Origin of the sequence: Arthrobacter sp. NyZ413, from assembly GCF_049390645.1 — a bacterium.
In the GTDB taxonomy this organism is placed as follows: Bacteria; Actinomycetota; Actinomycetes; order Actinomycetales; family Micrococcaceae; genus Arthrobacter.
Genome location: NZ_CP155434.1, coordinates 3,955,012 through 3,976,362, shown reverse-complemented (window position 1 = coordinate 3,976,362; position 21,351 = coordinate 3,955,012). Strand labels below are relative to the sequence as shown.

General features: G+C 64.2%; 21 protein-coding genes and 1 riboswitch. Of the genes, 7 read left to right on the top strand and 14 right to left on the bottom strand.

Features of this window, described 5'->3' with window-relative positions; translation table 11 throughout:
- Positions 1-8 precede the first annotated feature (8 nt).
- The 6 genes from ABCW42_RS18565 to ABCW42_RS18540 are packed head-to-tail and all read right to left on the bottom strand — an operon-like array spanning position 9 to position 6,311.
- Positions 9-1,076, bottom strand: a complete 1,068-nt coding sequence (locus ABCW42_RS18565; protein ID WP_423182571.1) for a sugar phosphate isomerase/epimerase family protein — start codon at positions 1,074-1,076, stop codon at positions 9-11.
- Positions 1,073-1,897 (bottom strand): ATP-binding cassette domain-containing protein, encoded by an 825-nt coding sequence (locus ABCW42_RS18560; RefSeq protein ID WP_423182570.1) that lies wholly within the window; start codon positions 1,895-1,897, stop codon positions 1,073-1,075. The genes ABCW42_RS18565 and ABCW42_RS18560 overlap by 4 nt, the downstream gene beginning before the upstream one ends.
- Complete coding sequence (locus ABCW42_RS18555; protein ID WP_423182569.1) at positions 1,890-2,780, bottom strand: ABC transporter ATP-binding protein; 891 nt, start codon at positions 2,778-2,780, stop codon at positions 1,890-1,892. Before ABCW42_RS18555 ends, ABCW42_RS18560 begins: the two co-directional genes overlap by 8 nt.
- Entirely contained in the window at positions 2,777-3,718 is a 942-nt protein-coding gene (locus ABCW42_RS18550) for an ABC transporter permease (RefSeq protein WP_423182568.1), read from the bottom strand. The genes ABCW42_RS18555 and ABCW42_RS18550 overlap by 4 nt, the downstream gene beginning before the upstream one ends.
- Positions 3,715-4,734: an ABC transporter permease gene (locus ABCW42_RS18545; protein WP_423182567.1), complete on the bottom strand. Its 1,020-nt coding sequence runs from the start codon at positions 4,732-4,734 to the stop codon at positions 3,715-3,717. The genes ABCW42_RS18550 and ABCW42_RS18545 overlap by 4 nt, the downstream gene beginning before the upstream one ends.
- Positions 4,735-4,739: 5 nt before the next feature.
- Positions 4,740-6,311, bottom strand: coding sequence for an ABC transporter substrate-binding protein (locus ABCW42_RS18540; RefSeq protein WP_423182566.1), 1,572 nt, complete (start codon positions 6,309-6,311; stop codon positions 4,740-4,742).
- Between the two features lie 460 nt (positions 6,312-6,771).
- Here ABCW42_RS18540 and ABCW42_RS18535 point away from each other — a divergent pair, with 460 nt between their 5' ends.
- From ABCW42_RS18535 to ABCW42_RS18525, 3 genes are all read left to right on the top strand, one after another.
- Positions 6,772-7,758: an ornithine cyclodeaminase family protein gene (locus ABCW42_RS18535; protein WP_423182565.1), complete on the top strand. Its 987-nt coding sequence runs from the start codon at positions 6,772-6,774 to the stop codon at positions 7,756-7,758.
- A 73-nt stretch (positions 7,759-7,831) separates the two neighbouring features.
- A complete protein-coding gene (locus ABCW42_RS18530; RefSeq protein WP_423182564.1) occupies positions 7,832-8,503 on the top strand; it encodes a GntR family transcriptional regulator in 672 nt (223 codons plus the stop codon).
- 119 nt (positions 8,504-8,622) lie between these two features.
- On the top strand, positions 8,623-9,864 hold the full coding sequence (locus ABCW42_RS18525) for a glutamate--cysteine ligase 2 (protein ID WP_423182563.1): 1,242 nt from the start codon (positions 8,623-8,625) through the stop codon (positions 9,862-9,864).
- A gap of 7 nt (positions 9,865-9,871) precedes the next feature.
- Here the strand turns inward: ABCW42_RS18525 and ABCW42_RS18520 are convergent, their stop codons facing one another.
- The 7 genes from ABCW42_RS18520 to ABCW42_RS18490 all read right to left on the bottom strand — a co-directional run bounded on the left by ABCW42_RS18520 (position 9,872) and on the right by ABCW42_RS18490 (position 15,034).
- Entirely contained in the window at positions 9,872-11,080 is a 1,209-nt protein-coding gene (locus tag ABCW42_RS18520) for an O-succinylhomoserine sulfhydrylase (protein WP_423182562.1), read from the bottom strand.
- Positions 11,081-11,491, bottom strand: coding sequence for a rhodanese-like domain-containing protein (locus ABCW42_RS18515; RefSeq protein WP_423182561.1), 411 nt, complete (start codon positions 11,489-11,491; stop codon positions 11,081-11,083).
- Positions 11,488-11,754, bottom strand: coding sequence for a DUF1737 domain-containing protein (locus ABCW42_RS18510; protein ID WP_423182560.1), 267 nt, complete (start codon positions 11,752-11,754; stop codon positions 11,488-11,490). Before ABCW42_RS18510 ends, ABCW42_RS18515 begins: the two co-directional genes overlap by 4 nt.
- A 12-nt stretch (positions 11,755-11,766) precedes the next feature.
- A riboswitch (SAM riboswitch) is annotated at positions 11,767-11,879 on the bottom strand.
- 97 nt (positions 11,880-11,976) lie between these two features.
- Positions 11,977-12,336 carry a hypothetical protein gene (locus ABCW42_RS18505; RefSeq protein WP_423182559.1) on the bottom strand — a complete coding sequence of 120 codons (360 nt, stop codon included), beginning with the start codon at positions 12,334-12,336 and terminating at the stop codon, positions 11,977-11,979.
- Positions 12,337-12,439: 103 nt separating this feature from the next.
- Positions 12,440-12,952: a cupin domain-containing protein gene (locus ABCW42_RS18500; protein WP_423182558.1), complete on the bottom strand. Its 513-nt coding sequence runs from the start codon at positions 12,950-12,952 to the stop codon at positions 12,440-12,442.
- On the bottom strand, positions 12,945-13,370 hold the full coding sequence (locus ABCW42_RS18495; protein WP_133204784.1) for a PAS domain-containing protein: 426 nt from the start codon (positions 13,368-13,370) through the stop codon (positions 12,945-12,947). The genes ABCW42_RS18500 and ABCW42_RS18495 overlap by 8 nt, the downstream gene beginning before the upstream one ends.
- On the bottom strand, positions 13,367-15,034 hold the full coding sequence (locus ABCW42_RS18490) for a GMC oxidoreductase (protein ID WP_423182557.1): 1,668 nt from the start codon (positions 15,032-15,034) through the stop codon (positions 13,367-13,369). Before ABCW42_RS18490 ends, ABCW42_RS18495 begins: the two co-directional genes overlap by 4 nt.
- Before the next feature lie 313 nt (positions 15,035-15,347).
- Between ABCW42_RS18490 and ABCW42_RS18485 the strand changes: the two genes are divergently transcribed.
- Positions 15,348-15,848, top strand: a complete 501-nt coding sequence (locus ABCW42_RS18485; protein ID WP_423182556.1) for a DinB family protein — start codon at positions 15,348-15,350, stop codon at positions 15,846-15,848.
- 7 nt (positions 15,849-15,855) lie between these two features.
- On the opposite strand, the gene ABCW42_RS18480 is transcribed toward ABCW42_RS18485, so the two are convergent.
- Positions 15,856-16,797 (bottom strand): aminodeoxychorismate lyase, encoded by a 942-nt coding sequence (locus tag ABCW42_RS18480; RefSeq protein WP_423182555.1) that lies wholly within the window; start codon positions 16,795-16,797, stop codon positions 15,856-15,858.
- Between the two features lie 154 nt (positions 16,798-16,951).
- Between ABCW42_RS18480 and cls the strand changes: the two genes are divergently transcribed.
- From cls to ABCW42_RS18465, 3 genes are all read left to right on the top strand, one after another.
- Positions 16,952-18,424: a cardiolipin synthase gene (cls, locus tag ABCW42_RS18475; protein WP_423182554.1), complete on the top strand. Its 1,473-nt coding sequence runs from the start codon at positions 16,952-16,954 to the stop codon at positions 18,422-18,424.
- Positions 18,425-18,485: 61 nt separating this feature from the next.
- On the top strand, positions 18,486-19,583 hold the full coding sequence (locus ABCW42_RS18470; protein ID WP_423182553.1) for an FAD-dependent oxidoreductase: 1,098 nt from the start codon (positions 18,486-18,488) through the stop codon (positions 19,581-19,583).
- A gap of 148 nt (positions 19,584-19,731) precedes the next feature.
- Entirely contained in the window at positions 19,732-21,312 is a 1,581-nt protein-coding gene (locus ABCW42_RS18465) for an NCS1 family nucleobase:cation symporter-1 (RefSeq protein WP_423182552.1), read from the top strand.
- Positions 21,313-21,351: the final 39 nt, after the last annotated feature.

Genomic DNA, 21,351 nt, shown 5'->3' with positions numbered 1-21,351 from the left:
CTCTTTCCTTAAGGTGCAAGGGATGAAGTAGCGCGGCTGTCGAGGGCTGCCTTCAGCGCGCGGAGGGAAGTGGCCAGGAAGTCCGTGTAGTCGGGACCGCTTGGAGGCGATGCCCGGAGTTCGGCCACGGTGGGAGCCCGCCCGAGCAGCGACTCGGCGTGAAACCACGAAGCGAGCTTCCTCAGCTCCTCCGCGTCCGCCTCGTCCATGTCCGGATGCATGGCCATCCACCGGGGGTCGTCGGGCTGTACGAGCATCTCGGCCCGTGAACCGCCGATTCCCTCGATGACGAGGTCGAGCTCCGGATGGGCGCCGAGTACGTGGTCGAGCAACCGGCTCCAATCGACCGCGCCCTTCCCGATCGGTGCGAGGAACCTCGAGAGACCGTCCTCCGTCGGCAGGATCACGGCGTCGCGCAAGTGCGTCATGTTTACGTAAGGAGCGACCCTCCGAACGGCGTCGTCCACGAGTTCCCCCCGCACCATGAGGTTTGCCGGATCGAGGCAGACCCCCAATACGTCGTCGCCGATCTCATCGATAAGGCGGAGGAGTTCGAACGTGGTGATTTCCTCGTGTGTCTCGAGATTGAGCCGCACCCCGTGTTCCCTGAGCATCGGGGCAAGCTTGCGGAGGAACTTTGCCGTTGCGTCGAGTTGGTCCTGCCAGTCGACGTCGGTCCTGAACCGCTCGAAGCAGAACGGGGCCGGCAGGTCGTGCTGGTACGCGCCGGCGGCGGTCCAGGCCTCGGTCCATCCGTATTCGGCGCAGAGGCCGACCATTCGCTCCATTCCGCCGAGGTAGCTTCCGCGTCCGAGGTCCCGGACCCGCGGGAGTTCCGCTGTCATGTACGGGTTGACCTTGCCGAGGCCGAGTTGGATGAACATGCTCCGGGCTTTCGCTTCCGCTGCGAATTCGCGGATCGCCCCGGAATCGAGCGTGGGAAAAGCCTCGTCGACCGTGCGCAGCAGTATGCCCTCGAATCCAAGGTCATACGCAACTGACAGCGTCTCGAACGGATCCGACCCGAGCAATGACCGGCCGTCCTCGAACTTGACGTCCACTCCAATCTTGTTCATCGCGCCACCGCCAAGCCGAGCCGGCGAGCCCGGCGTTCGCGTTCGGCAGCGGGGTTCGGCACGGGAACCGCTTCGAGCAGCGCCTTCGTATAGGCATCCTGCGGATTCTCGTAGATCTCCGGCACAGACCCCTTCTCCGCCACCCGCCCGCGATTGAGCACAACAAGGCGCGTGCAGAGGTACTTCACCACCGCGAGGTCGTGCGAGACGAAAAGCACTGTGAGGTCCAGTTGACGCTGCATGTCCTTGAGGAGGTTCAGCACTTGCGCCTGGACGGACACGTCGAGCGCGGACACGGGTTCGTCGCATAAAAGGACCTTTGGTTCGACGACGAGCGCCCGCACAATGGCGATCCTTTGCCGCTGTCCGCCGGAGAAATCCCGCGGATAACGGTCCAGATGCTCGTCCCGGAGGCCCACAAGCCGGATCAGTTCATGGATGCGCTCACGCCGCTCCCGCTCTGAATAACCGCCCATGACCAGCATCGGTTCTTCGATTATCCGCCGCACGGTCATCCGCGGATCGAGGCTCGAATACGGATCCTGGAAGACCATCTGCAGGTCGCGCCGGTAGCGGTGCAGTTGGCTTTTGCTCGCCGCCGCGGGATTGATCCCCTGGTAGAGGATGCTCCCGGACGATTCCTTTTCTAGTCCAACGAGGCAACGGATGATGGTCGACTTCCCCGAGCCCGATTCTCCGACCAAGCCGAGGATCTCTCCTTGCCGCAGCTCGAACGATACGTCATCGAGCGCTTGGTGGGTGCGCCGGCCTGAGCCGAAGCGTTTTGACAGCCCCTCCACGCGGAGCAGGACATCAGTCATGGTGCGCACCTCCCTGGAGGACGAGGTAGTCCTCGACTGTCGTGAGCCGGGTGTCCGGATCGAGGTCGATGCGGGGGATCGATCCGATGAGCCCCTGCGTGTACGGATGGTCTGGATGGTCGAAGAGCTCGTCTACCGGCTTCTCCTCGACGAGCCGGCCCCGGAACATGACGGCCACCCGCTGGGCAAGGCCAGCGACGATCGCGAGGTCGTGGGTGATGAACAGGACCGCGAGATTGAGTTCCCGCGACTGCTCCTCAAGGAGATCGAGGACCTGTTCCTGGACACGGACGTCGAGGGCCGTCGTCGGCTCGTCGGCAATCAACAGTTGCGGCTGCGCCACGAGCGCAGCCGCCATCACGACGCGCTGCCGCATGCCCCCGGAGAACTGCCCGGGATAGGCACGCATCCGTTCCTTGGCCTTCGGCACGCCAAGCCGGTCCAGCATCTCCACCGCGCGGGCGTATGCCTTGCGCCGCGGGACGCCGCGCACCAGCAGTGGCTCCGCTACCTGCTCGCCGATCGTGAGCACAGGGTTGAGGGCAGTCATCGGGTCCTGGAAGATCATCGAGATCTCCGCGCCACGCACCTTTTGGAGCACGCGGCGCGAAGCTCCAAGGAGCTCGCACCCTTTCCACGTGATCGATCCCTCAAGCTTGAGCGCGGAATCGAGCTGGAGGATCGAGCGCGCGGTCAGGGACTTCCCGGAGCCCGATTCGCCCACGAGCGCGAGCCGCTCGCCCGGCCGGATGTCGAGCGAAAGCCCTTCGACCAGCGTGAGATCGCCGCTCTCGGTGATCGTGCGCTGCCGTTCGGGCAGCGACACGGTGAGGTTCGCGATGCTGAGGAGGGCACCGCCGTCGTGCACTAACGGCTCCTTCACGAGGACCTCCTTGAGGACGGATCGACGAAGCTGCGCACCGCGTCACCCACGAGCCCGAACGCGATCGCGCCGAGGCTGATCGCGAGGCCGGGGAACAGCGAGATCCACCAAGCAGTGGTGGTGTACTGCTGGCCTTCGGCGATCATGGAGCCCCAATCGGGGCTGGGCGGCGGAGCGCCGACGCCCAGGAACGCGAGCCCGGAAATCATGACGATCGTCCCGGAGATTTCCATGCTTGCCTGGACGTAGATCGCGTCGAGCGAGTTCGGGAGGACATGGCGGAGCATGAGCCGCGGACGCGACATGCCGAGGATCCTGGCGGATTCGACGTACGACGACGACATCGTCTCGCGCAGGATGCCGCGCATGAGCCGTGCCGTGCTCGGCCACGAGGCCGCGACCATCGCCACGATGATCGAGAGCATCGAGGGACCAAGTGCGGCCGCGAGCCCCAGCGCGAGGACGAGGGACGGAATCGACATGAAGATGTCGCAAGCCCGCATGATTGCTTCGTCGGCGCGTCGCGGAAGCAACGCCGCGACGCTCGCGACGACGATCCCGACGACGGCGGCGAGCACAACAATCGCAGCTGCCGAGAGGAGGGTGAGGCCCGCGCCGGCGAGGAGCCGCGAGAGAACGTCGCGTCCGACGTCGTCCGTTCCCAGCAGGTGCGCGGCGCTCGGCGGGCGGAGGGCCTCGGAGGTCTCGACGGCGAACGGATCGTACGGTGTGACGAAAGGTCCGACGACGGAGGCCAGCGCGAGGAGGACGACGAGGCCGAACGCCATCCGGTCCACGCCGGCCGTCCGCCGGCCGAACAAGCGCAGGCCCAGGCGCCCGGCCGCCCCTCCGATCGATGCGGCCGACACTGCGGCGCTTATCGCTGAGGGGGCGCCGGCGAGCTTTGCGGGCGGAGCGCCCGCTGTTTCGGATTTCATGCTGCTCCTAACTGGGCGTGCCGTACCCGTGGGTCGATCGCCATCTGGAGGAGGTCCACGATGAAGGACGTCGCGATGAACACGAATCCGATCACGACAACCGATGCGAGGACGGAAAACGTGTCCTGGTTGATGATGGCCCGGTACAAATAGCTGCCGATGCCCGGGAGCCCGAACACAGCCTCGACGAGCACCGCGGCGCTGATCATCCAGCCGAACTGCATGCCGAATACGGTCAGCACTGAGCCGAGCGCGGACCGGAAGGCATGCCGGGTGATAACGCGCCGCCGCGGGACTCCCTTGGAGATCGCGAACGTGATGTAGTCCGCCTTCAGGGCCGTCATCATGTTGGACCGGATCAGGCGTGCGAGCGTCGACACGAACGGTGCGCTGAGCGCGAGAGCGGGAAGGACCAAGTGGAACACGGAATCCCCAAGGTTGCCGATGGTGCCGAACAGAAGCGAATCCAGCACCGTGAATCCCGTGACCGTCGGTGGCCCGCCGTCGACGCTGTTCGTTCCGGAGATGGGGAACCACTCGAGGACCGATCCCAGGATCCAGCGCATCATGATCGCGAGCCAGAACACCGGAACGCCGCCGCTCGTCACGAGGACGATCCGGGCTGCGATGTCCGCGGCCTTTCCCTCGCTTACCGCTGCTGCGATGCCCACAGGGGCCGCGATGAGCACCGTGATGAACATGCCGAGGAGCACGAGTTGGATAGTGGTGGGCAGCACCGCGCCGAGATCACCCATGACGCTCTGGCGGGTGATTGTGGACGTGCCGAGGTTTCCCTGCACGAGGCGTGAAATGTATCCCGTGTATTGCAGGAACAGCGGATCATTCAGTCCGAGGACCTCGCGCATGTGCGCAACCTGGTCGGCGGTGGCGAGCCGCCCGGCGGCGACCCGGGCGACGTCGCCCGGGATGAGCTTCGAGATGACGAACACGATGGTCGCGACGCCCCAAAGCGACAGGGCGGCGAAGCCGAGCCTACGAAGTACGAATTTGTACATTCTTCCTACTTGGCCATCCGGAGAGTGCCGACGTTGAAATCCTGCTGCGTCGGGGAGAAAGGAATGGGACCGACCCTCTTGTCGGAGACCATGGTTACCGCCGGGTAGGCGATGTAAAGGAGTGCGTGGTCGGCTATCACTTGCTGCTGGACTTCCTGGAAATCGCTGCACGCCTGCTTTTGGTCCGCGGCAGTGAGGCCGTCCTTGAGGAGCGCATCGACCTTCGGATTCGAGTAGCGGGTGAAGTTGGTCTGGCCGGCCAACGCCGAGTTCCATTCACGATTGAGCATGGGACCCGCAGCCGGGAACGCGGCGAAGTCCCAAGCGAGGGCGACGTCGGGCATGGTCTCGGGCTTCGACACGAGGGCCGAATACTGGGGGAACGTGACTGCCTTGAGTTGGGCGTTGAGGCCGATCTTCTTGAGCGAGTCCTGCAGGATGGTTCCCGCCGCGTTGAATTCACGGACGGAGGGCTGGTATGCGACCGTGATCGAGGCACCCTCGACGCCGGCCGCCTTGATGAGCTGTTTGGCTTTCTCTAGGTCCTGCTGGGGCTTGCCGGCGTCCACGCGGCAAGCGATCCCTTCGGGGAGGATGGAGTTGGCGATGCTGCCTTGGTTGCCAAGCGCGCTTGCCAGGTGTCCGTTGTAGTCATATGCAAGCTGGATTGCTTCGCGCACGCGGGCGTCCCCGGTGACCTTGCCCTGCATGTTGAGCCATGCGTACGTCTGACGGGGTGCGGGTATGTTCACGATCTCGTACTTGCTGTCCTTCGAGATGTTGTCCACATCCACCGACGCAAGACCCATGGTGATGTCCAGGTTTCCGGCGAGGAATTCGTCACGGTTGGCGCTCGAGTCGTTGATCATGCGCAGGACGATCGACGTCGGGCGCTTGTCGTCGAAGTCCCAGTAGTCCTTGTAGCGGGTGAGGTCGAGCTCTTGGTTCGGCTTGTAGGTGCCCATCGCGAACGGTCCCGAACCTGCCTCGTGCGTTCCGAGCCAGCCCTGCGCGTTGTCCGAGCCCTCGTTGGGCTTAACAAGGGTCGAATCCAGGATGTAGATCTGGCTGAGGGCGCCGATGAAGTCGAGGTCCGTCTTTGACAGGGTGATGACGACGTGCAGATCATCCGTGGCCTTGGATGACGCGTAGTCCGAGAGGAAGGAAGCCGCACCCGATCCGATCTTCTTGGCCCGGTCGAGGCTGTACACGACGTCGGCGGCCGTAAAGGAGTTTCCGGAATGGAACTTCACGCCTTTGCGCAGCGTGAGGGTCAGCTGGGTCGCATCGCCGTTGAAGGTCCATTGCTCGGCAAGCTTCGGGACCTTCTCGCCCTTTGCGTCGAAGTCCACCAGCCGGTCGTACATCGGTGCGAGGTTGAAGTCGTTGTGCGCGTCCGACGACTGGAGCGGGTCCAGGGTTTCCGCGGTGTTGGAGCTTCCAATGACGATGGTGCTTTGCTTGGCGGAGCCGCTTCCGCCCGAGCTCGCGCCGGTAGGGAGCTGGCAGGAGTACAGCGCCATTGCCGTCGTGGCCGAGAGGAGCGTGAGCATCAGTTTCCTCTTGTGGAGATTCATTTCTTTCCTTTCGGAGCTGAACCATTCGGTGAAGTTCTCGAAACGTGGCCGGGCGGTGCATCCGACCCGTCCGACGGGGGTGGGCGGTCGTTTTGACCGGCCGCCCTGGCAGGGGGCGCCGAGCGGATCCTTGGGCGAGAATCCGTTTGGGGGAGCTCGGCGTCGGTGGTTGGTATGCAGAATCACACATTCAAGGGATTAAGTCACCCCTTTTGGCAAAAAATATGCAATTTGGCATGCCAAATCGAGTTCGGCTCTCAATATTTTGGTATACAAAAGGTCCGATGAAGGGATTGTTGCATGCGATTTTCCCGCGAGATTTCGGGATTTTAGGCGTGTTTTTCCGTGAGAACCTGTTCAGTACCCTTCACTTGGCATGCCAAAAGATCTATGATCGTCTCCACTGACGCGGTCCGCCCAGCCGTCCCCCCCACAGCACCCCACCAGCAAAGGAAGACACGTGACCCTGATCCTCTCGGCCTCCGAGCTCAGCTCCCTGGCGAACATGGCTGCCACCATCGACACGATCGAGAGGGCATTCCACAGCCTCGCAACGGGAACAGCGCACCAACCGGCCCCCGCATCCCTCCACCTGCCCTCATCGGATGCCAAGTTCCTGCCGATGGCCGCACTGTCCGACGTCGACCGCTTGGCTTCAGTGAAACTGCTCGCCGACATTCCCTCCAACCACGAGTCCGGGCTCCCGACCCAGCGGTCCACAATTCTGTTGAGCTCGCAAGCAACGGGGGAGACGTTGGCGATCCTCGATGGCCGTGTCCCTACGCGCATCCGTACAGCCGCGGCAAGCGCTGTGGCCAGCAAGCACCTGGCCAACCCGGATTCCTCGGTCCTGGGCCTCGTCGGCGCCGGGGCCCTCGCAGTGGCCCACGTGGAGGCGATGGTGGAGGTACTGCCGATCGAGAAGGTCGTTGTGTGGTCTCGCACGGAGGAGACACTCGAGAAGTTCCGTGCCCAGACGGCCCACCACAAGGTGGACATCGTGGCCGCTGGTTCTGTGCAAGAGGTAGTGGAATCGGCGCACGTGCTCTGCACGCTTACTCCCGCTACGGAGCCGGTAGTGTTCGGAGAATGGTTTGCTCCGGGCCTCCACGTGAACGCCGTAGGTTCGCGCCCCCGCCCCGAGCACCGGGAAATTGACTCGGAAGGAGTGCTGAAATCGCGGGTCTTCGTCGACAGCCTGGCGACCGCCAAGGAGAAGTCCGGAAACCTCATCATCCCGGTTTCAGAAGGCGACTACGGCTTTGACCGGGTGGAGGCGGAGCTGGGCGAGGTGATTGCCGGAAGCAAGCCGGGCCGGACGGCGACAGACGACATCACGCTGTTCAACTCGGTCGGAATCGGCCTCCAGGACCTGGCAATCGGGCGCTTGTTGTACGACCGCGCCCTAGAATTTGGCCTAGGGCTTCGCGTGGATCTCGCCCGCTAGGGCGGGGCGCCAGCTTGGGGCGGGGCGCAAACTTGGGGCGGGGCGCAAACCGGGCCAGCGGAAGGAAGAACACATGTCGGCGGAAGTGCTGGACGAGAACTCCGTAGGGTCGCCGTCGCGCGCCACGAGTGTCTACGAATGGATCCGCGAACGCATTATCGACGGGACGCTTCCGCCGGGAGAAAGGATCCGCGAGCGCGAAGTGGCCGAAAAACTGCAAGTGTCCCGAGTGCCGGTGCGCGAAGCCTTGCCCCAGCTCGAAAGCGAAGGCTACATCACCACGACTCCCCGTCGCGGCGCAGTGGTGACGCACGTGACGCTTCGCGCCGCCACCGAGCTTTTCGATGTCCGCTCAAGCTTGGAGGTCCTCGCCGCAAGATTGGCTGCCGAGGCGTGTTCAAAGGGAGCGTCGGCCGACCGTCTCCGCGAGGTACTCAGCGAGGCCCTCCAAGCGACGGAAGCCGATGAAGCCGTCCACATCGCCGACGTGAACTCACGGCTCCACGAGGAGATCCTGGCCCTGAGCGGGAACAGCCTCCTGCAGAAGCTGATGACCCCGGTGAATGGCCACGTCCGCCGCCTCTTCCATATCGCCGCTGACCGGGACCAGCACGAACTGCACCGCGAACACATCGCGATTGTCGAGGCCATCCTGCGCGGCCAAGGCGATCTTGCGGCGGCCCTCTCCTATGCCCACGTGGAGCAAAGCCGCAACGAGTGCCTGGCCATCATTGGAGGTTCCTGAACGGCGCAGCCGGATCCGACGCCAGGACTGCACGGATCCAGCAGGATCGTCCGGCCCTCCCGCAACACGTGCCGGACGGCCTCTGTCTCGGCGCCGCCGCGATGGCGCACAATTGAGGCGTGCGCACATTTGGGGTGGAAGAGGAGTTGCTGATCGTCGATCCTGTGACCGGCGAGCCGCTGGCCCTTGCCGACGCGCTCTTGTCCGGCATTGGCCAGGACCCGCATGACGACGAGAATCCGGACGACGCCAATCCGGACGGCTCCGACGGCCCTGACACCGGCCTCAGCCACGAGCTCAAGCTTGAGCAGATCGAAACCCAGACCCGCCCGTGCCGTAGCTATGCCGAACTGTTGCACCAGATCAGGAGGGGACGGGGGCTTGCGAGCCGCGCTGCCCGCCGCCACGGCGCGGCGATAGCGGCCTTGGCAACATCGCCGGTGGATTCGGCGACCCACACCACCCCGGATCCGCGGTATGCCATCATGCTCGAACGGTTCGGCATCACAGCGCACGAGCAGCTCACATGCGGATTCCATGTCCACACAGCCGTTGAGTCGCCCGAGGAAGGCGTGGTTGTCCTTGACCATATCCGGGACAAACTCGCGGTCCTGACGGCCATCAGCGCGAATTCGCCCTACTGGCGCGGGCTCGCAACAGGGTTTGAAAGCTACCGGACGCAAGCCTGGAACCGCTGGCCTTCGTCGGGTCCTTCGCCAATATACGGTTCCCTGGCTTCCTACCGTCGGGTGGTCCGGAGGTTGATCGAGACGGGGGTGTTGCTGGACGAAGGCATGATCTATTTCGACGCCCGCCTGTCCCGGCATGTTCCCACTGTTGAAGTGCGGGTTGCCGACGTCTGCCTCCGCGCCGAGGACGCGGCCCTCATCGCGGTGCTCGTCAGGGCCCTCGTGGAGACCGCGGTGCGTGAACACCATTCCGGCGTCGAACCCGCGTCCGTTCCCACCGCGCTCTTGCGGTTGGCGTCGTGGCAGGCCAGCAATTTCGGCCTCCGCACGGAACTGCTGGATTTTGGTACGTTCCGGCCGGAACCCGCGGCCGACGTCGTCTGGTCGCTTGTGGAGTACCTCGAACCCGTCCTTGCCGAACAGGGCGAGTTCGATCTTGTCCAAGCCGGCGTGGCGGCCCTTTTGGGCCGCGGAAACGGGGCGATTGAACAGCGCACCGTCGCCGGGCGCTGGAGCCGGAACCACAACGGCAGGCCCGACGCCGCCGGACTGGCCGCCGTCGTCGAGCACGCCGTGCAGATCACCATGGGTTCCGAAAAGGACGAGACCGACACCAAACCGCAACCCGTCCTTACCTGGGTGCGGCAAGACTGGCGCGAGGCCCCCAGCTAAGCCGGCACTACACCTGCTTGAGGGCCCGTTCCAGGTCGCTGATGAGGTCGTCCACGTCCTCGAGTCCCACCGACAAACGCACTACGCCGTCCGCCAGGCCGATGGCGGCGCGGCCTTCGGGTCCCATTGCGCGGTGCGTGGTGGTGGCCGGGTGGGTGATGAGGGACTTCGCATCGCCCAGGTTGTTCGAGATGTCGATGACGCTGAGCCCGTTGAGGAGCGCGAAGGCGGCTTCCTTGGCGGTGCGCCCGGCCGACGGCAACAGCTCGAAGGTCAGGACCGTTCCGCCGGCCTTCATCTGCTTGGCGGCGAGCTCGTACTGGGGGTGCGATTTCAGGAGAGGGTACTTGACCCAGCTGATGGCCGGTTGGTTTTCGAGCCACTCGGCGATCCGCAGGGCCGAGGCCGAGGAGTGGTTGACGCGCAGGCCAATGGTCTCCAGGCCTTTCGTCAGGACCCAGGCGTTGAACGCGGAAAGCGACGGGCCGGTGTGGCGCATGAGCTGCTTGACGGGGCCCTCGATGAACTCTTTGGTGCCCAGGATCGCGCCGCCCATCACGCGGCCTTGGCCGTCGATGTGCTTGGTGCCCGAGTAGACAATGACGTCGGCGCCGAGGTCGCCGCAGCGCTGTAGCAGGGGAGTGGCGAAGACGTTGTCGGCGACGACGGTCGCGCCGGCCGCGTGGGCGAGTTCGCTCACGGCCGCGATGTCCACGATTTCCTGCATGGGGTTCGACGGCGACTCGAAGAACACCGCGGTGGTGGGCACCGACAAAGCGGCACGCCACTGCTCGAGGTCCGGGCCGTCGACGAAGACGGTTTCGACTCCCCAGCGGGGCAGGATCTCGTTCAGGATGACGAAGCAGGAGCCGAACAGCGAACGGGCCGCGACTACGCGGTCACCCGCGCCGAGCAGCGCGCCCAGGGCTGTGAAGACAGCAGACATGCCCGACGCCGTCGCGAAGCAGGCTTCCGTTCCTTCCAGCAGGCGGAGCCGCTCCTGGAACGTGGCCACGGAGGGGTTGCCGTAGCGCGAGTAGACGAAGCGTTCGTCCTCGCCGGTGAACGCGCGCTCGGCGGCCTCGGCGGATTCGTAGACGAAGCCGGAGTTCAGGAAGATGGCCTCGGAGGTTTCCTGGAAGTTGGTGCGGTCAAGGCCGCCGCGGACTGCCTGGGTGTCAGGGCTCCAGCCGGCGGCGTCAGGATTGAAGGTCACTTAGATTTTCCCCAGGTTCGTCGGAAGTCCACGGTTTTTCCAGCCGTTCACGGTTCGTTCGCCGTAACGGTCCGGTTCCCCCTCAAAGCCTTCGAGGACGTTGTAGGAGGTGAAGCCTGCCTGCGTCGCGGCGATGGCTGCGGCGATGGAGCGCTGGCCTGAGCGGCACAGGAAGACAAGTTCGGTGCCTTCAGCCTCCGGGGCTTGCTGCTTCAGCTCTTCGATGAAGCGGGCGTTGGGGATTCCCCCGACCAAGTTCCACTGGATGAACAGGGGATCGTTATCGGTGGCTTTGGTGTCCGGGATGCCGATGTGGGCCCATTCGCCCTCCGTGCGGACGTCCACCAGGATGGCGCCTTGCTCCAGCTTGGCCCAGGCGTCGTGCGGGCTGAGGTCGCCTGCGTAGCTCATGCGTGGCCCTCGCCGTCGAACTCTTCGTCGGCCTGGTCAAGGGCGTCGACGGCGGTGGCAACCGCGGCGTCAGCGCTGGCGATCGCCGCCGGCAGGATGATGGCCTGTGCCACGATCACGTCGGTGCCGTTGAAGGTGGCGGCGGGGCTGCCGTGCAGCACGTATCCCTCGGCCAGGGCAGTGGAGATCCGCTCGCAGAATTCCCGTGTGTCGGGACCCGTGATGAGGCGGTAGGAGAGTTTGTCTTCAGTCGGTTCAGGCATTGCGGTGCTCCTCAGTCACGCTTGCAGTTCGAAAGTGTCGATACGCCGAGTAGTCACCTGAGGCACCCCGCCGGAGAGAGGGTTGCCGACCAGCAAGTCAGGGCTTCGCGCTGGCGCTCATTACTCAATAAGAAAAGTAACATCCACGACGGCGGCCTGCATCACCGGGCGTCGTCATGTTCCGTAACCGGCCACGCGGCGGGCTACAGACCCCGAATTGCCTTAGCCGTCCGATTCATTTTGGAGCGGTTCCAGGCTCGCTTGGAGACCCGGCGGCAGGCCATCGAAACGGGAGGCGACCCCGGACGGTGAGTGGTGGAACGTGGACCCTTGGTGCCTGCGCATTTCGAGAAGCTCGTGGACTGGGATTCCGGTGGCGGTAGCCAGTGCATGAAGCGAAAGGCTGTGGTGGTGGGCCAGGGCGAAAACTACGCCTGAGAGGGCTTCCACGCCTTCTGTTTCGTAGATTTCCCTTACGAGGTTGGCCATTCCACGCGCATCTTCGATCGATCCTGCCGAAGCGGCAGCCGCCATGGATGTGAGCGACCATGCCGCGGAGTCAGGACTGATGTAGATGCTCATGTCGATACCTTACGGATTAGGGACCTCCTGTGGAATGGGAGGAGCGGTTCGTCGTACAGGGAAGCCTGATGCGCCGGCCCCAGAACCGGCGCATCAGACGTTGTTAGCCGGCCGCCAGGCGCCGGATCAGCGCCGCGTGGCCGGGGAACGTCGAGACAAGCGACTCGACGTCCTCGTAGGTGGGTTTTGCGGAGTCCGCTGCTTCGTATCCGGGTGACAGGCTGCAACCGACCAGGGCGAACCCTCTTCCAGCGAGCTCGGCCCCGAACCACGTCGAGTGCGGAGCGATGCCCTGCAAGCTCTCGCCGGCCTCCGGGTCCGCTCCAAGGAGTGCCTCGGAATAGCCGTGGTCCGGGGAGAACACGTGCATCCTGATGGGCGCCCCGAGGTGGAAGAACCACAGCTCGTCTTGCTTCAGGGTGTGCAGCTGGAGGATGTCGCCGGCTTGCAGCAGGTACCAATTGGAGCTGTAGAGCGGGTGGCTGCCGCCAAAACGCGGGGGCAGGCCGGAGCCCGGGATGTCCTCGTCGCTCACGAGTGCCGGCGCGAACCAGCCGCCCACGCTCGCGGGGGACATGTCCAGGCGCTTGATCCAGTCCTCGGCCGTGTCAGTCATCGACCGGATCCTTCAGCGAGAAGCACACGGTGATGCCGATGATTTCGTCACTTCCCAGGGCGCGGAGCAGTCCTTTTTGCGTCACGATGTCCACGTTCACCATGCCGCCGTCCTTGGTGGGGACGGCGATCGTCTCATGGAAGTTCAGCAGCGGCTTCCCGCTTGCCATGACTTCCTTGTCGTGCGCCACGTGTTCGGCCCGCGAGTCCTGGTGGCCGATCAGCTCCGACTTGCTCATGCCCACGAGGTCGGCGAAGTTCTGGTTGACCCACAGGAAAACCGAGTTCGCGTCCTTGACCACCCAGTACACGCCGTCCTGGCGGTCAAGCACGTCGGCCACGCTCATCGGCGGGACCGTGGGAAGGATGACCGGGTCCGCGGTGGCGCCGAGTCCCGGGGCAACCGGGGTGGAGGTCATCGCGCAGCCTCCGCTCCGCCGTCGGCCTCCAGCCTTTCGGCCAGGTCCTGGGCGAGGGCCACCATGGTCATGGTGGGGTTCCACGACCCGCCGGTGGGCCACAGGCTGCCGCCCGTGATGAACACGTTCTCCACTCCGTTGAGCCGGTAGTCGGTCCCGACGACGGCACCCTCCTCCTCGCCGATCGGCAGGCTCGAGCTTTCGTGGACCAGGCCCGGGACGCGGCGTTCCGGGATGGTGGGCCGCTCGCCCGACCACGTGCCGTCGTCGGGATCTCCGTGCCAGTATTCGACGCGCTGCGCGCCGTCCGGGGACAGGACGCGCTCGAGCATCTGGAAGGTGCCCTCGTCCATCGTGTCCCACGTTTCGTCGTCAGTGGCGTTGGCCAGCACCTTCAAGGTGACGTTGCAGGTGGGGTCCGCGCCGCCCGACAACCGCAAATGGTTCTCCGGGTTCGCCTCGTCCAGTTCACCCAGGACGGCGCACACGAACACGAGGTAGTCCTCCGAAGACCGCAACTGCGCCAGCGAGGCCGTGGCGACGACGTCCGGGGCGTAGCGCTCGGACTTCTGGGCGTTCTTGTCCGGGCAACGGTCGGACAAGACCGAAAGCTGGACGTGGTATTGCATGCCGGCCTTGCTCTTGCCGGCCAGGTAGATCGCCGCGAGCTCGAGTTCGCCGAGTTGCTCGCTGAATTCGAAATCCTTGCGCGGAACGCGGGCCACTACCGAGGTGATGAAGTGGGCGCTGAACTGTTCACCGGCTCCCTTGACCTGCGGGAAGGAATTGAGCACGAGCGTCGCCGGAGGAAGGGTCCCCATGGCCAGCACGAGGTTGGCGTCGCCGACGTTCACCACGCCACGGTTGGTGTTCAAGGCAGTGGCTTTTCCGTCCTGCTGGAGCACGCTCAAGACAGTGCAATCCGTGACGACCCGCAGGGCCGAACCCTTGCCCTGGGCTTCGAGCGCCGCTTGCCGGTCCGACAACTCCAGGAGGACAGCCGGCGTCGAGAACTTCGCGAAGTCCACGCCGGAGCTTGTCCCGGTTGCCGCTGCGAGGGGTGCCGGCATGCTGCGGGTCGCCGAATCGATCTTGTCCAGTCCGGCTTCGAGCCGTTCCTGGAGGGCTTTCTGCATGATTCCGTAGACGGGACGGGTGTCGTTGATGAGGTCGACGACGTCGGCGGAGCGCCCGGCGTCGATCTTGTCTGCGGACACCACGTTGAGGAGGTCCTCGGCGGTGGTGAAGTGCGACTTCGCCGCGTCCATGACGGCCCGCGGCCACCCGCGCATTTCGTCTTCCTCGGGTCGGGGGCACCAAGCGCTCCACATGATGCTGCGGCCGCCATAGAAGGGGACCATGCCGTGCTGCCAGGAAATCTTGCCGGGCGGCTGGGTGGCGGTGGCGGCTGCCAGCGTCCAAGGAAACGTTTCGGACAGGCCGCCGAGGGTTTGTTTGTAGGGCAGGGGCAGGTTCTGGAAATGCTGCGGAAGGAAGAACGGGCCGCGTTCAATGATCAGGATCCGCGCGTGCGGGTTTACCGTCAGTGTCCGTTCGGCGAATGCATAGGCGCAGAATCCGCTGCCGATTACGATATGGTCGAATTGTTCTTCTTCACGGACCTTTTTCCATTCGCCTTCGGAAAGGAAAAATACATGGTCCATGACTTTTTGCGGCGAGGGATCCTGTGGCCCGGGCGCGGGGAAACCGTGATTGAAATTCTGGGACGAAGAAACAGCACTCACTTGTTTGCCTCCATCTGCTTGCTGATCCCACGACTCCGTGAAATCAGGTGCCCACTGGGCTTCGAAGCAGATCACCCTCCCCCAGCAGGTTCACAAAACTAGTTAACTACTGGTGTTTAGGCGGCACAATAGGATTCGGCTCCCAGTTAGCGGCCCCTTTTTGTGCTTGATGACCCGTTTTGTGGCCGACGGCCCGTTGCCTCGCCGGCGGCCGCCTTGAAATACTCCACCCATGCCTTCACTTCCCGCGAGCAATGTGGACGATTTCATCAACCAGCCGATCCGTGCCCAATTCGAAGCCTTCATCGACCAGCATCGTCGCGCCCTCAACGATTGCCTGGACGGCCTGACGGAGGAGGAAGCCCGGAGGTCGTTGGTGTCCTCGCGGACCACTTTGCTGGGGTTGGTGAAACACGCGACCTTCGTGGAGAAAGTCTGGTTCGACGAAGCGGTCACGTGCCGCTCCCGGGCTGAAATCGGCATCCCCGCAACGCCGGACGAGTCGTTCATCCTCGAGGAGAGCGACACAGTCGCCGGCATCCAGTTGGCGCACCGCGAGGCATGCGAAGCGTCCCGCCTCGCCACCAGCTCATTGGGCCTGGACGACCTCCTCGAAGGAAACCGGCGCGGGCCGCTCCCGCTGCGATGGGTCTACCTCCACGTCTTGCGCGAACTGGCTCAACACTGCGGGCACGCGGATATCCTGCGGGAGCAAATCACCCGCCCGAAGTAAATCGCTCCTACTCGATGCCCGCGAACAGTTCGTTGAGCTCGGCAGTGAGCTGCTTACGCAGGGCCGGGGTGCCGATTTCCTTGCCGTCGATGTGGTTCACCGGCGCGATCAAGCGGATGCTCGAGATGAGCCACACGGCGTCGGCGTCGAACAAATCGTCCGGGATCAGCGGGCCGTAGCCGAGCTCCCAGCCTGCCGCCTTCGCCTTGGCGAAGAGCGCGTCCTGGGAGGTCCCGGGAAGGATTCCGCTGTCCAGTTGGGGAGTGATGAGGCGCTTGACCGTGCGCGCGGAGCCCGTGCCGTCGTCGATGGTTTCCACGTGTGCCAAAAGAACTGTGGACGTCGGCCCCTCAAGGACGCGGCCGTCTGTGGAGGTGAAGATGGCATCATCGGCGCCCTGTTTGTGCGCATAGCGCAGCGCCGCCATGTTGACGGCGTAGGAAAGCGTCTTTGCGCCAAGCAGCAGCCAGGGCGCGCGCTCACTCGCCTCGGTGTCGAAACCGCGGTCGAGGAGTACGACGTCGATACCCGTCTCGCGCTGCCGGCGACTCCCCGCGGGGGACGGCGAGGCCTGGATCCAGCAGGTGGGAGAGGCCGCGCCTTCGACGCCGCGGGTCACGAGGAGCTTGACGACCACTTCGTCCTCGGCCGGGCTCGGAGCGGGGTACGCCTCCCGGAATTCGGTGATCGCGGTGCCGATCGCCCGGCGCCAGGTGTCTTGCTCCGGGATGTTGAGGTCCAGTGCGCGGGCGGAGCTGCCGAGCCTGTTGAGGTGGGCCTGCATCTTCCGTGCCTTGCCCCCGACCGCGAGAAGCGACTCGAACACGCCGTCGCCGCGCGTGGCGCCCAAATCCGTGGCCATGAGCTGGGGTTGGCTCGAATCGGCGACACGGCCGTTTTCAAACGCGGGATCGAGGAAAACGAGGACCGTGGGAGCAGGAAGTGTCATGCCTCCAGCTTAGTGCGGCTCCCGCTCCCGGGTTTGTGTACAGATAATGCCCTTATCCGGGCGTCTTAAGGGCGTGAGGTGTACACAAACTCGAGTTGGTTGCGGGGCGGATAGGCTGGGCAGGACTTAGTTCTTTGACCGTGGGGGTTGTCGAGTGCTTTTCCCGTTTCAATTCGGGATCGAATGGACATGGCTGCTGGGCGCGTGGGCCATCGTCGAAATCGCCATGCGCATCGTGCTGTTGGGCATCATCCCGGGAAACCGCCGGCCCACCACGGCGATGGCCTGGCTCCTGGCCGTCTTCCTCGTCCCTTCCGTCGGCTTCGTGCTGTTCCTCCTGTTCGGCAATTTCCGCCTCTCCCGCCGTCGTCGGGAACAACAAGAGCAAGTCAACGAGAGGGTGCGGGCCGGAATCTCGGCGCTCGCCGCCGTCGTGAGCGAATACTCCGGGCCCGAATGGGTGACCTCGGCCGGCGAACTGAACCGGCGGCTCGGTTCGCTTCCCATGGTGGACGGCAATTCCGTCGAGCTGATTCCCGGCTACGAGGAATCGCTCAAGGCGATGGCGGAGGCCGTGCGGCGCGCGAAAAACTTCGTCAACGCTGAGTTTTACATCATGAGCAGCGATTCGGTCACGGACGAATTGCTCACCGAATTGGAAAACGCGGCGGCGCGTGGAGTTACAGTCCGGCTCTTGTTCGACCACATCGGAACCCTCCGGATCCGCGGTTACCGCAGGCTCGTCCGCAGGCTCAAGCGTGGGCACATCCAATGGCGGCGCATGCTGCCGCTGCTTCCGATCCATGGCCAGTGGCGCCGTCCGGACCTGCGGAACCACCGGAAAATCCTGGTGATCGACGGCAATGTTGCCTTCACTGGTTCCCAGAACCTGATCGAGCCGTCGTACAACAATCCGAAGCACCGCCGGGCCGGGCGCAAATGGGTGGAGCTCATGGCGAGGTTGGAGGGGCCCATCGTGACCACCCTCAACGTGGTGTTCGCCACGGATTGGCTCAGCGAAACGGACGAATCCCTCGAAAGCCAATTGCAGATCCCCGCCCAACCCACGCCAGGGCGCATGACGGCCCAGGTCGTCCCCAGCGGGCCGGGGTTCGCCACGGAAAACAACCTGCGTTTGTTCAATACCCTGATCTATTCGGCCCAGCACCGGATCTCGATCTGCAGCCCGTATTTCGTCCCCGACGATTCGCTTCTGTACGCGATTACGACGGCGGCGCAACGTGGCGTCGACGTCGAACTTTTCGTGTCGGAAAAGGGGGACCAGTTCCTGGTGGACCATGCCCAGCGCTCGTACTACGAGGCGCTCCTGGAGGCGGGGGTGCGGATTTACTTGTATCGCGCCCCGTATGTACTGCACGCCAAGCACTTCACCATCGACGACGAAGTGGCGGTCCTCGGCTCGAGCAACATGGACATGCGCTCGTTTTCGCTCAACATGGAGGTGTCCGTGATGCTCCTCGGTGCCACGGCCGTGGATAAAATGCGGTCGGTGGAATCTGCGTACCGTGAGATGTGCCGCGAACTGACCCTCAATGCCTGGACCCACCGGCCGATGCTCGCCAAATACGTGGACAACGTGGCCCGATTGACGGCGACACTGCAGTAGTCCGGAAATGATTGCCTAGCCGAACTTGTTGTCATCGGTATGGGACAAAGGACGGCATGCCATGAATGAGCACATCGTGAAGCCGACGGTTGTGGTGGTCGGCGGAGGCTACGGCGGGATTGGCGTTGCTAAGGCACTCGACGAGGCGGCCGACGTCGTACTCGTGGAACCCAAGGACGCATTCGTGCACAACATCGCGGCACTCCGTTCGGTGGTCCAACCGGACTTCCTTCCGCGGATGTTCCTGCCTTACGACCGCCTTTTGAAGAACGGCACCGTGCTCCGGGACCGGGCAACCAGGGTGGACGGCCATACGGTCGAACTGGCTTCGGGGATCCGCCTCACGCCGGACTACCTCGTCCTGGCGAGCGGATCCAGCTACCCGTTCCCCGCGAAGAGCGACCAATCGGCCACGGTCGACGCCGTCGCGAAGTATCAAACCGCGCATGACAACCTCAAACGGGCGGACAGTGTCATGCTTTTGGGTGCCGGTGCGGTTGGCCTTGAATTCGCCGGCGAGATCGCCGCGGCGTGGCCGGACAAGGACATCTTGCTTGTGGACGTGGCGCCGGACATCCTGCCGGGGCCCTATGATCAGAGGCTGCGCGAAGAAATCACCAGGCAGTTGGACGAACTCGGGATCCGGCGAAACCTCGGTAGTCCCCTGGTTCAGCCGCCCCCGACGCGGGCTGGCGAATTCGGCCGGTTCACCGTCGCTACAAGCGACGGTACGTCAATTGAGGCCGACATTTGGTTCCGCTGCTACGGCATCGCGCCCCAGACGGACTATGTGGCGGGCGAGCTCCTGGCTGCGCGGACCCGCGACGGGTACCTCGAAGTCACGCCTGAACTCCGCGTGGCGGGCTTCGAGACCGTCTACGCCCTCGGCGACATCTCGAACATCGACGTCAACAAGGCCGGCGTGGCAGGCCGCCAAGCCGCAGTGGTCGCCACCAATATCCAGGCCCAAATCAACGGTTCCGGAGAGCTGGCGGAGTGGTCGCCGTCGCGCCCGGTGATCATCCTCCCCTTGGGTCCGCGCGGCGGTTCGGGGCAACTGCCCGACGGCGAAATCGCCAGTTCCGAGGCGATCTCCAGGATCAAGGGCCAAGACATGATGGTGGACCGATACGTGGAGATGCTGAACCTCCGCAGCTGATACAGGACGGCGACAGTTGCGGTAGCACCCCCAGGCGCGTGGAGCCTGACCCTCGAAAGTGCCCACCGCCGTCGGGGTCTTTCCTTCCCGGCGTAATGGGGCGATTCTGTAAGCAAAGCCTGCATCGGAGGAATTGTTCGGAGGCATCATGGCCCGGAAAAACCAGACCCAAGCTACGCAGGATCGTCCCGAGCCCGGCGAGGAATATCCGGAAAAGGTCCGGATCCTGGCCGAAGGACGGCTCGTCAGCGACCGGCTATGGAACGCGGACCTCGCTCCTGCCAGGCAACGCAATTGGCGGGTCCGGAGCCTCTTCGCCCTCTGGATGTGCGATGTGCACAGCATTGCCGGGTACACGTTCGCCGCCGGGCTCTTCATTACCGGGCTAGTGGGATGGCAAGTGTTCCTGGCGCTCGTGGTGGGCATTACTTTGGTGTACTTCCTCATGAACTTCGCCGGGACCGCGGGGCAGAAAACCGGTGTCCCGTACCCGGTCCTCGCGCGGATGTCGTTCGGGCTGTTCGGCGCCAACCTCGCTGCGTTGATCCGGGCGCTGATCGCCATCGCCTGGTATGGCATCCAGACCTGGCTCGCGTCCGAGGCCGTGTTGGTCCTGGTGTTTTCCGTCTGGCCCCAACTGACGCCCCTCGACGGCCAGGACGCACCCCACATCCTTGGCCTTACCCCGCTCGGCTGGGCCGCGTTCCTGGTGCTCTGGGCGGTCCAGTTGCTGGTCATCCGCCGCGGCATGGAAACGGTCCGGAAGTTCCAGGACTGGGCCGGCCCGGCGATTTGGGTGGCCATGTTCGCGCTCGCCGTGTACATCTTGACCCAGGCGGGCGACAAATTCAGCCTTTCGATCCCCGGAGTCGCACCCCTCGACGGCCCCGCCGCGGTGACGCAGTTCTTCTCGGCCATCGCCTTGACCGTCACGTACTTTGCCGCGCTGCTCCTGAATTTCTGCGACTTCTCCCGCTTCTCGCCGGACCGCCGGACCATATTGCGTGGAAACTTCCTGGGACTTCCCGTGAACTTTATCGCCTTTGCCCTGGTGACGGTGGTTGTCACGGCCGGCGCTGCGTCCTACTTCACCAAGGACCAGTACCAGGGGCAGGACATGTTCAAGGTCATCACCGATCCCGTGGCGATTGTCCAGGCCATCAGGAATCCGTGGATCACCATCATCGCCGCCGTGACTTTCGTGGTGGCGACCATCGGCATCAACGTCGTGGCCAATTTCGTCTCGGCTTCCTATGACCTCGCCAACGTGGCCCCGCACCGGATCGATTTCCGCCGCGGCGGCCTCATCAGTGCGCTCCTCGCGATCGTGATCCTGCCGTGGAACCTCTTCAGCAGCCCGGTGGTGATCGTGTATTTCCTTGGCGGACTGGGTGCGCTCCTTGGCCCGTTGTTCGGCGTCATCTTCACGGATTTCTTCCGTATCCGGCACCAGCGCTGCAAGGTTTCGGACCTGTACCACGAGGACGAGAAGGGCCTTTACTTCTATACGAAGGGCTGGAACCTCAAAGCGGTAGCCGCTTTGGTGCCGGCCGCCGTCGTCGCGGGCATTTTGGCGCTGGTTCCGGCGCTGCAGACGTTCCTGCCGGGAGGCTCGGGCCTGGGCCCGTACTCATGGTTCGTCGGGGCGATCATCTCCAGCCTCATCTACTACGCGATCACGCACAAAGACGTCCGGACAATCCGCGCCCGCACCGAAGAACACGACTAGTTTGCGTACACCTCGCACCCCTTAAGAACGGTCTTAAGG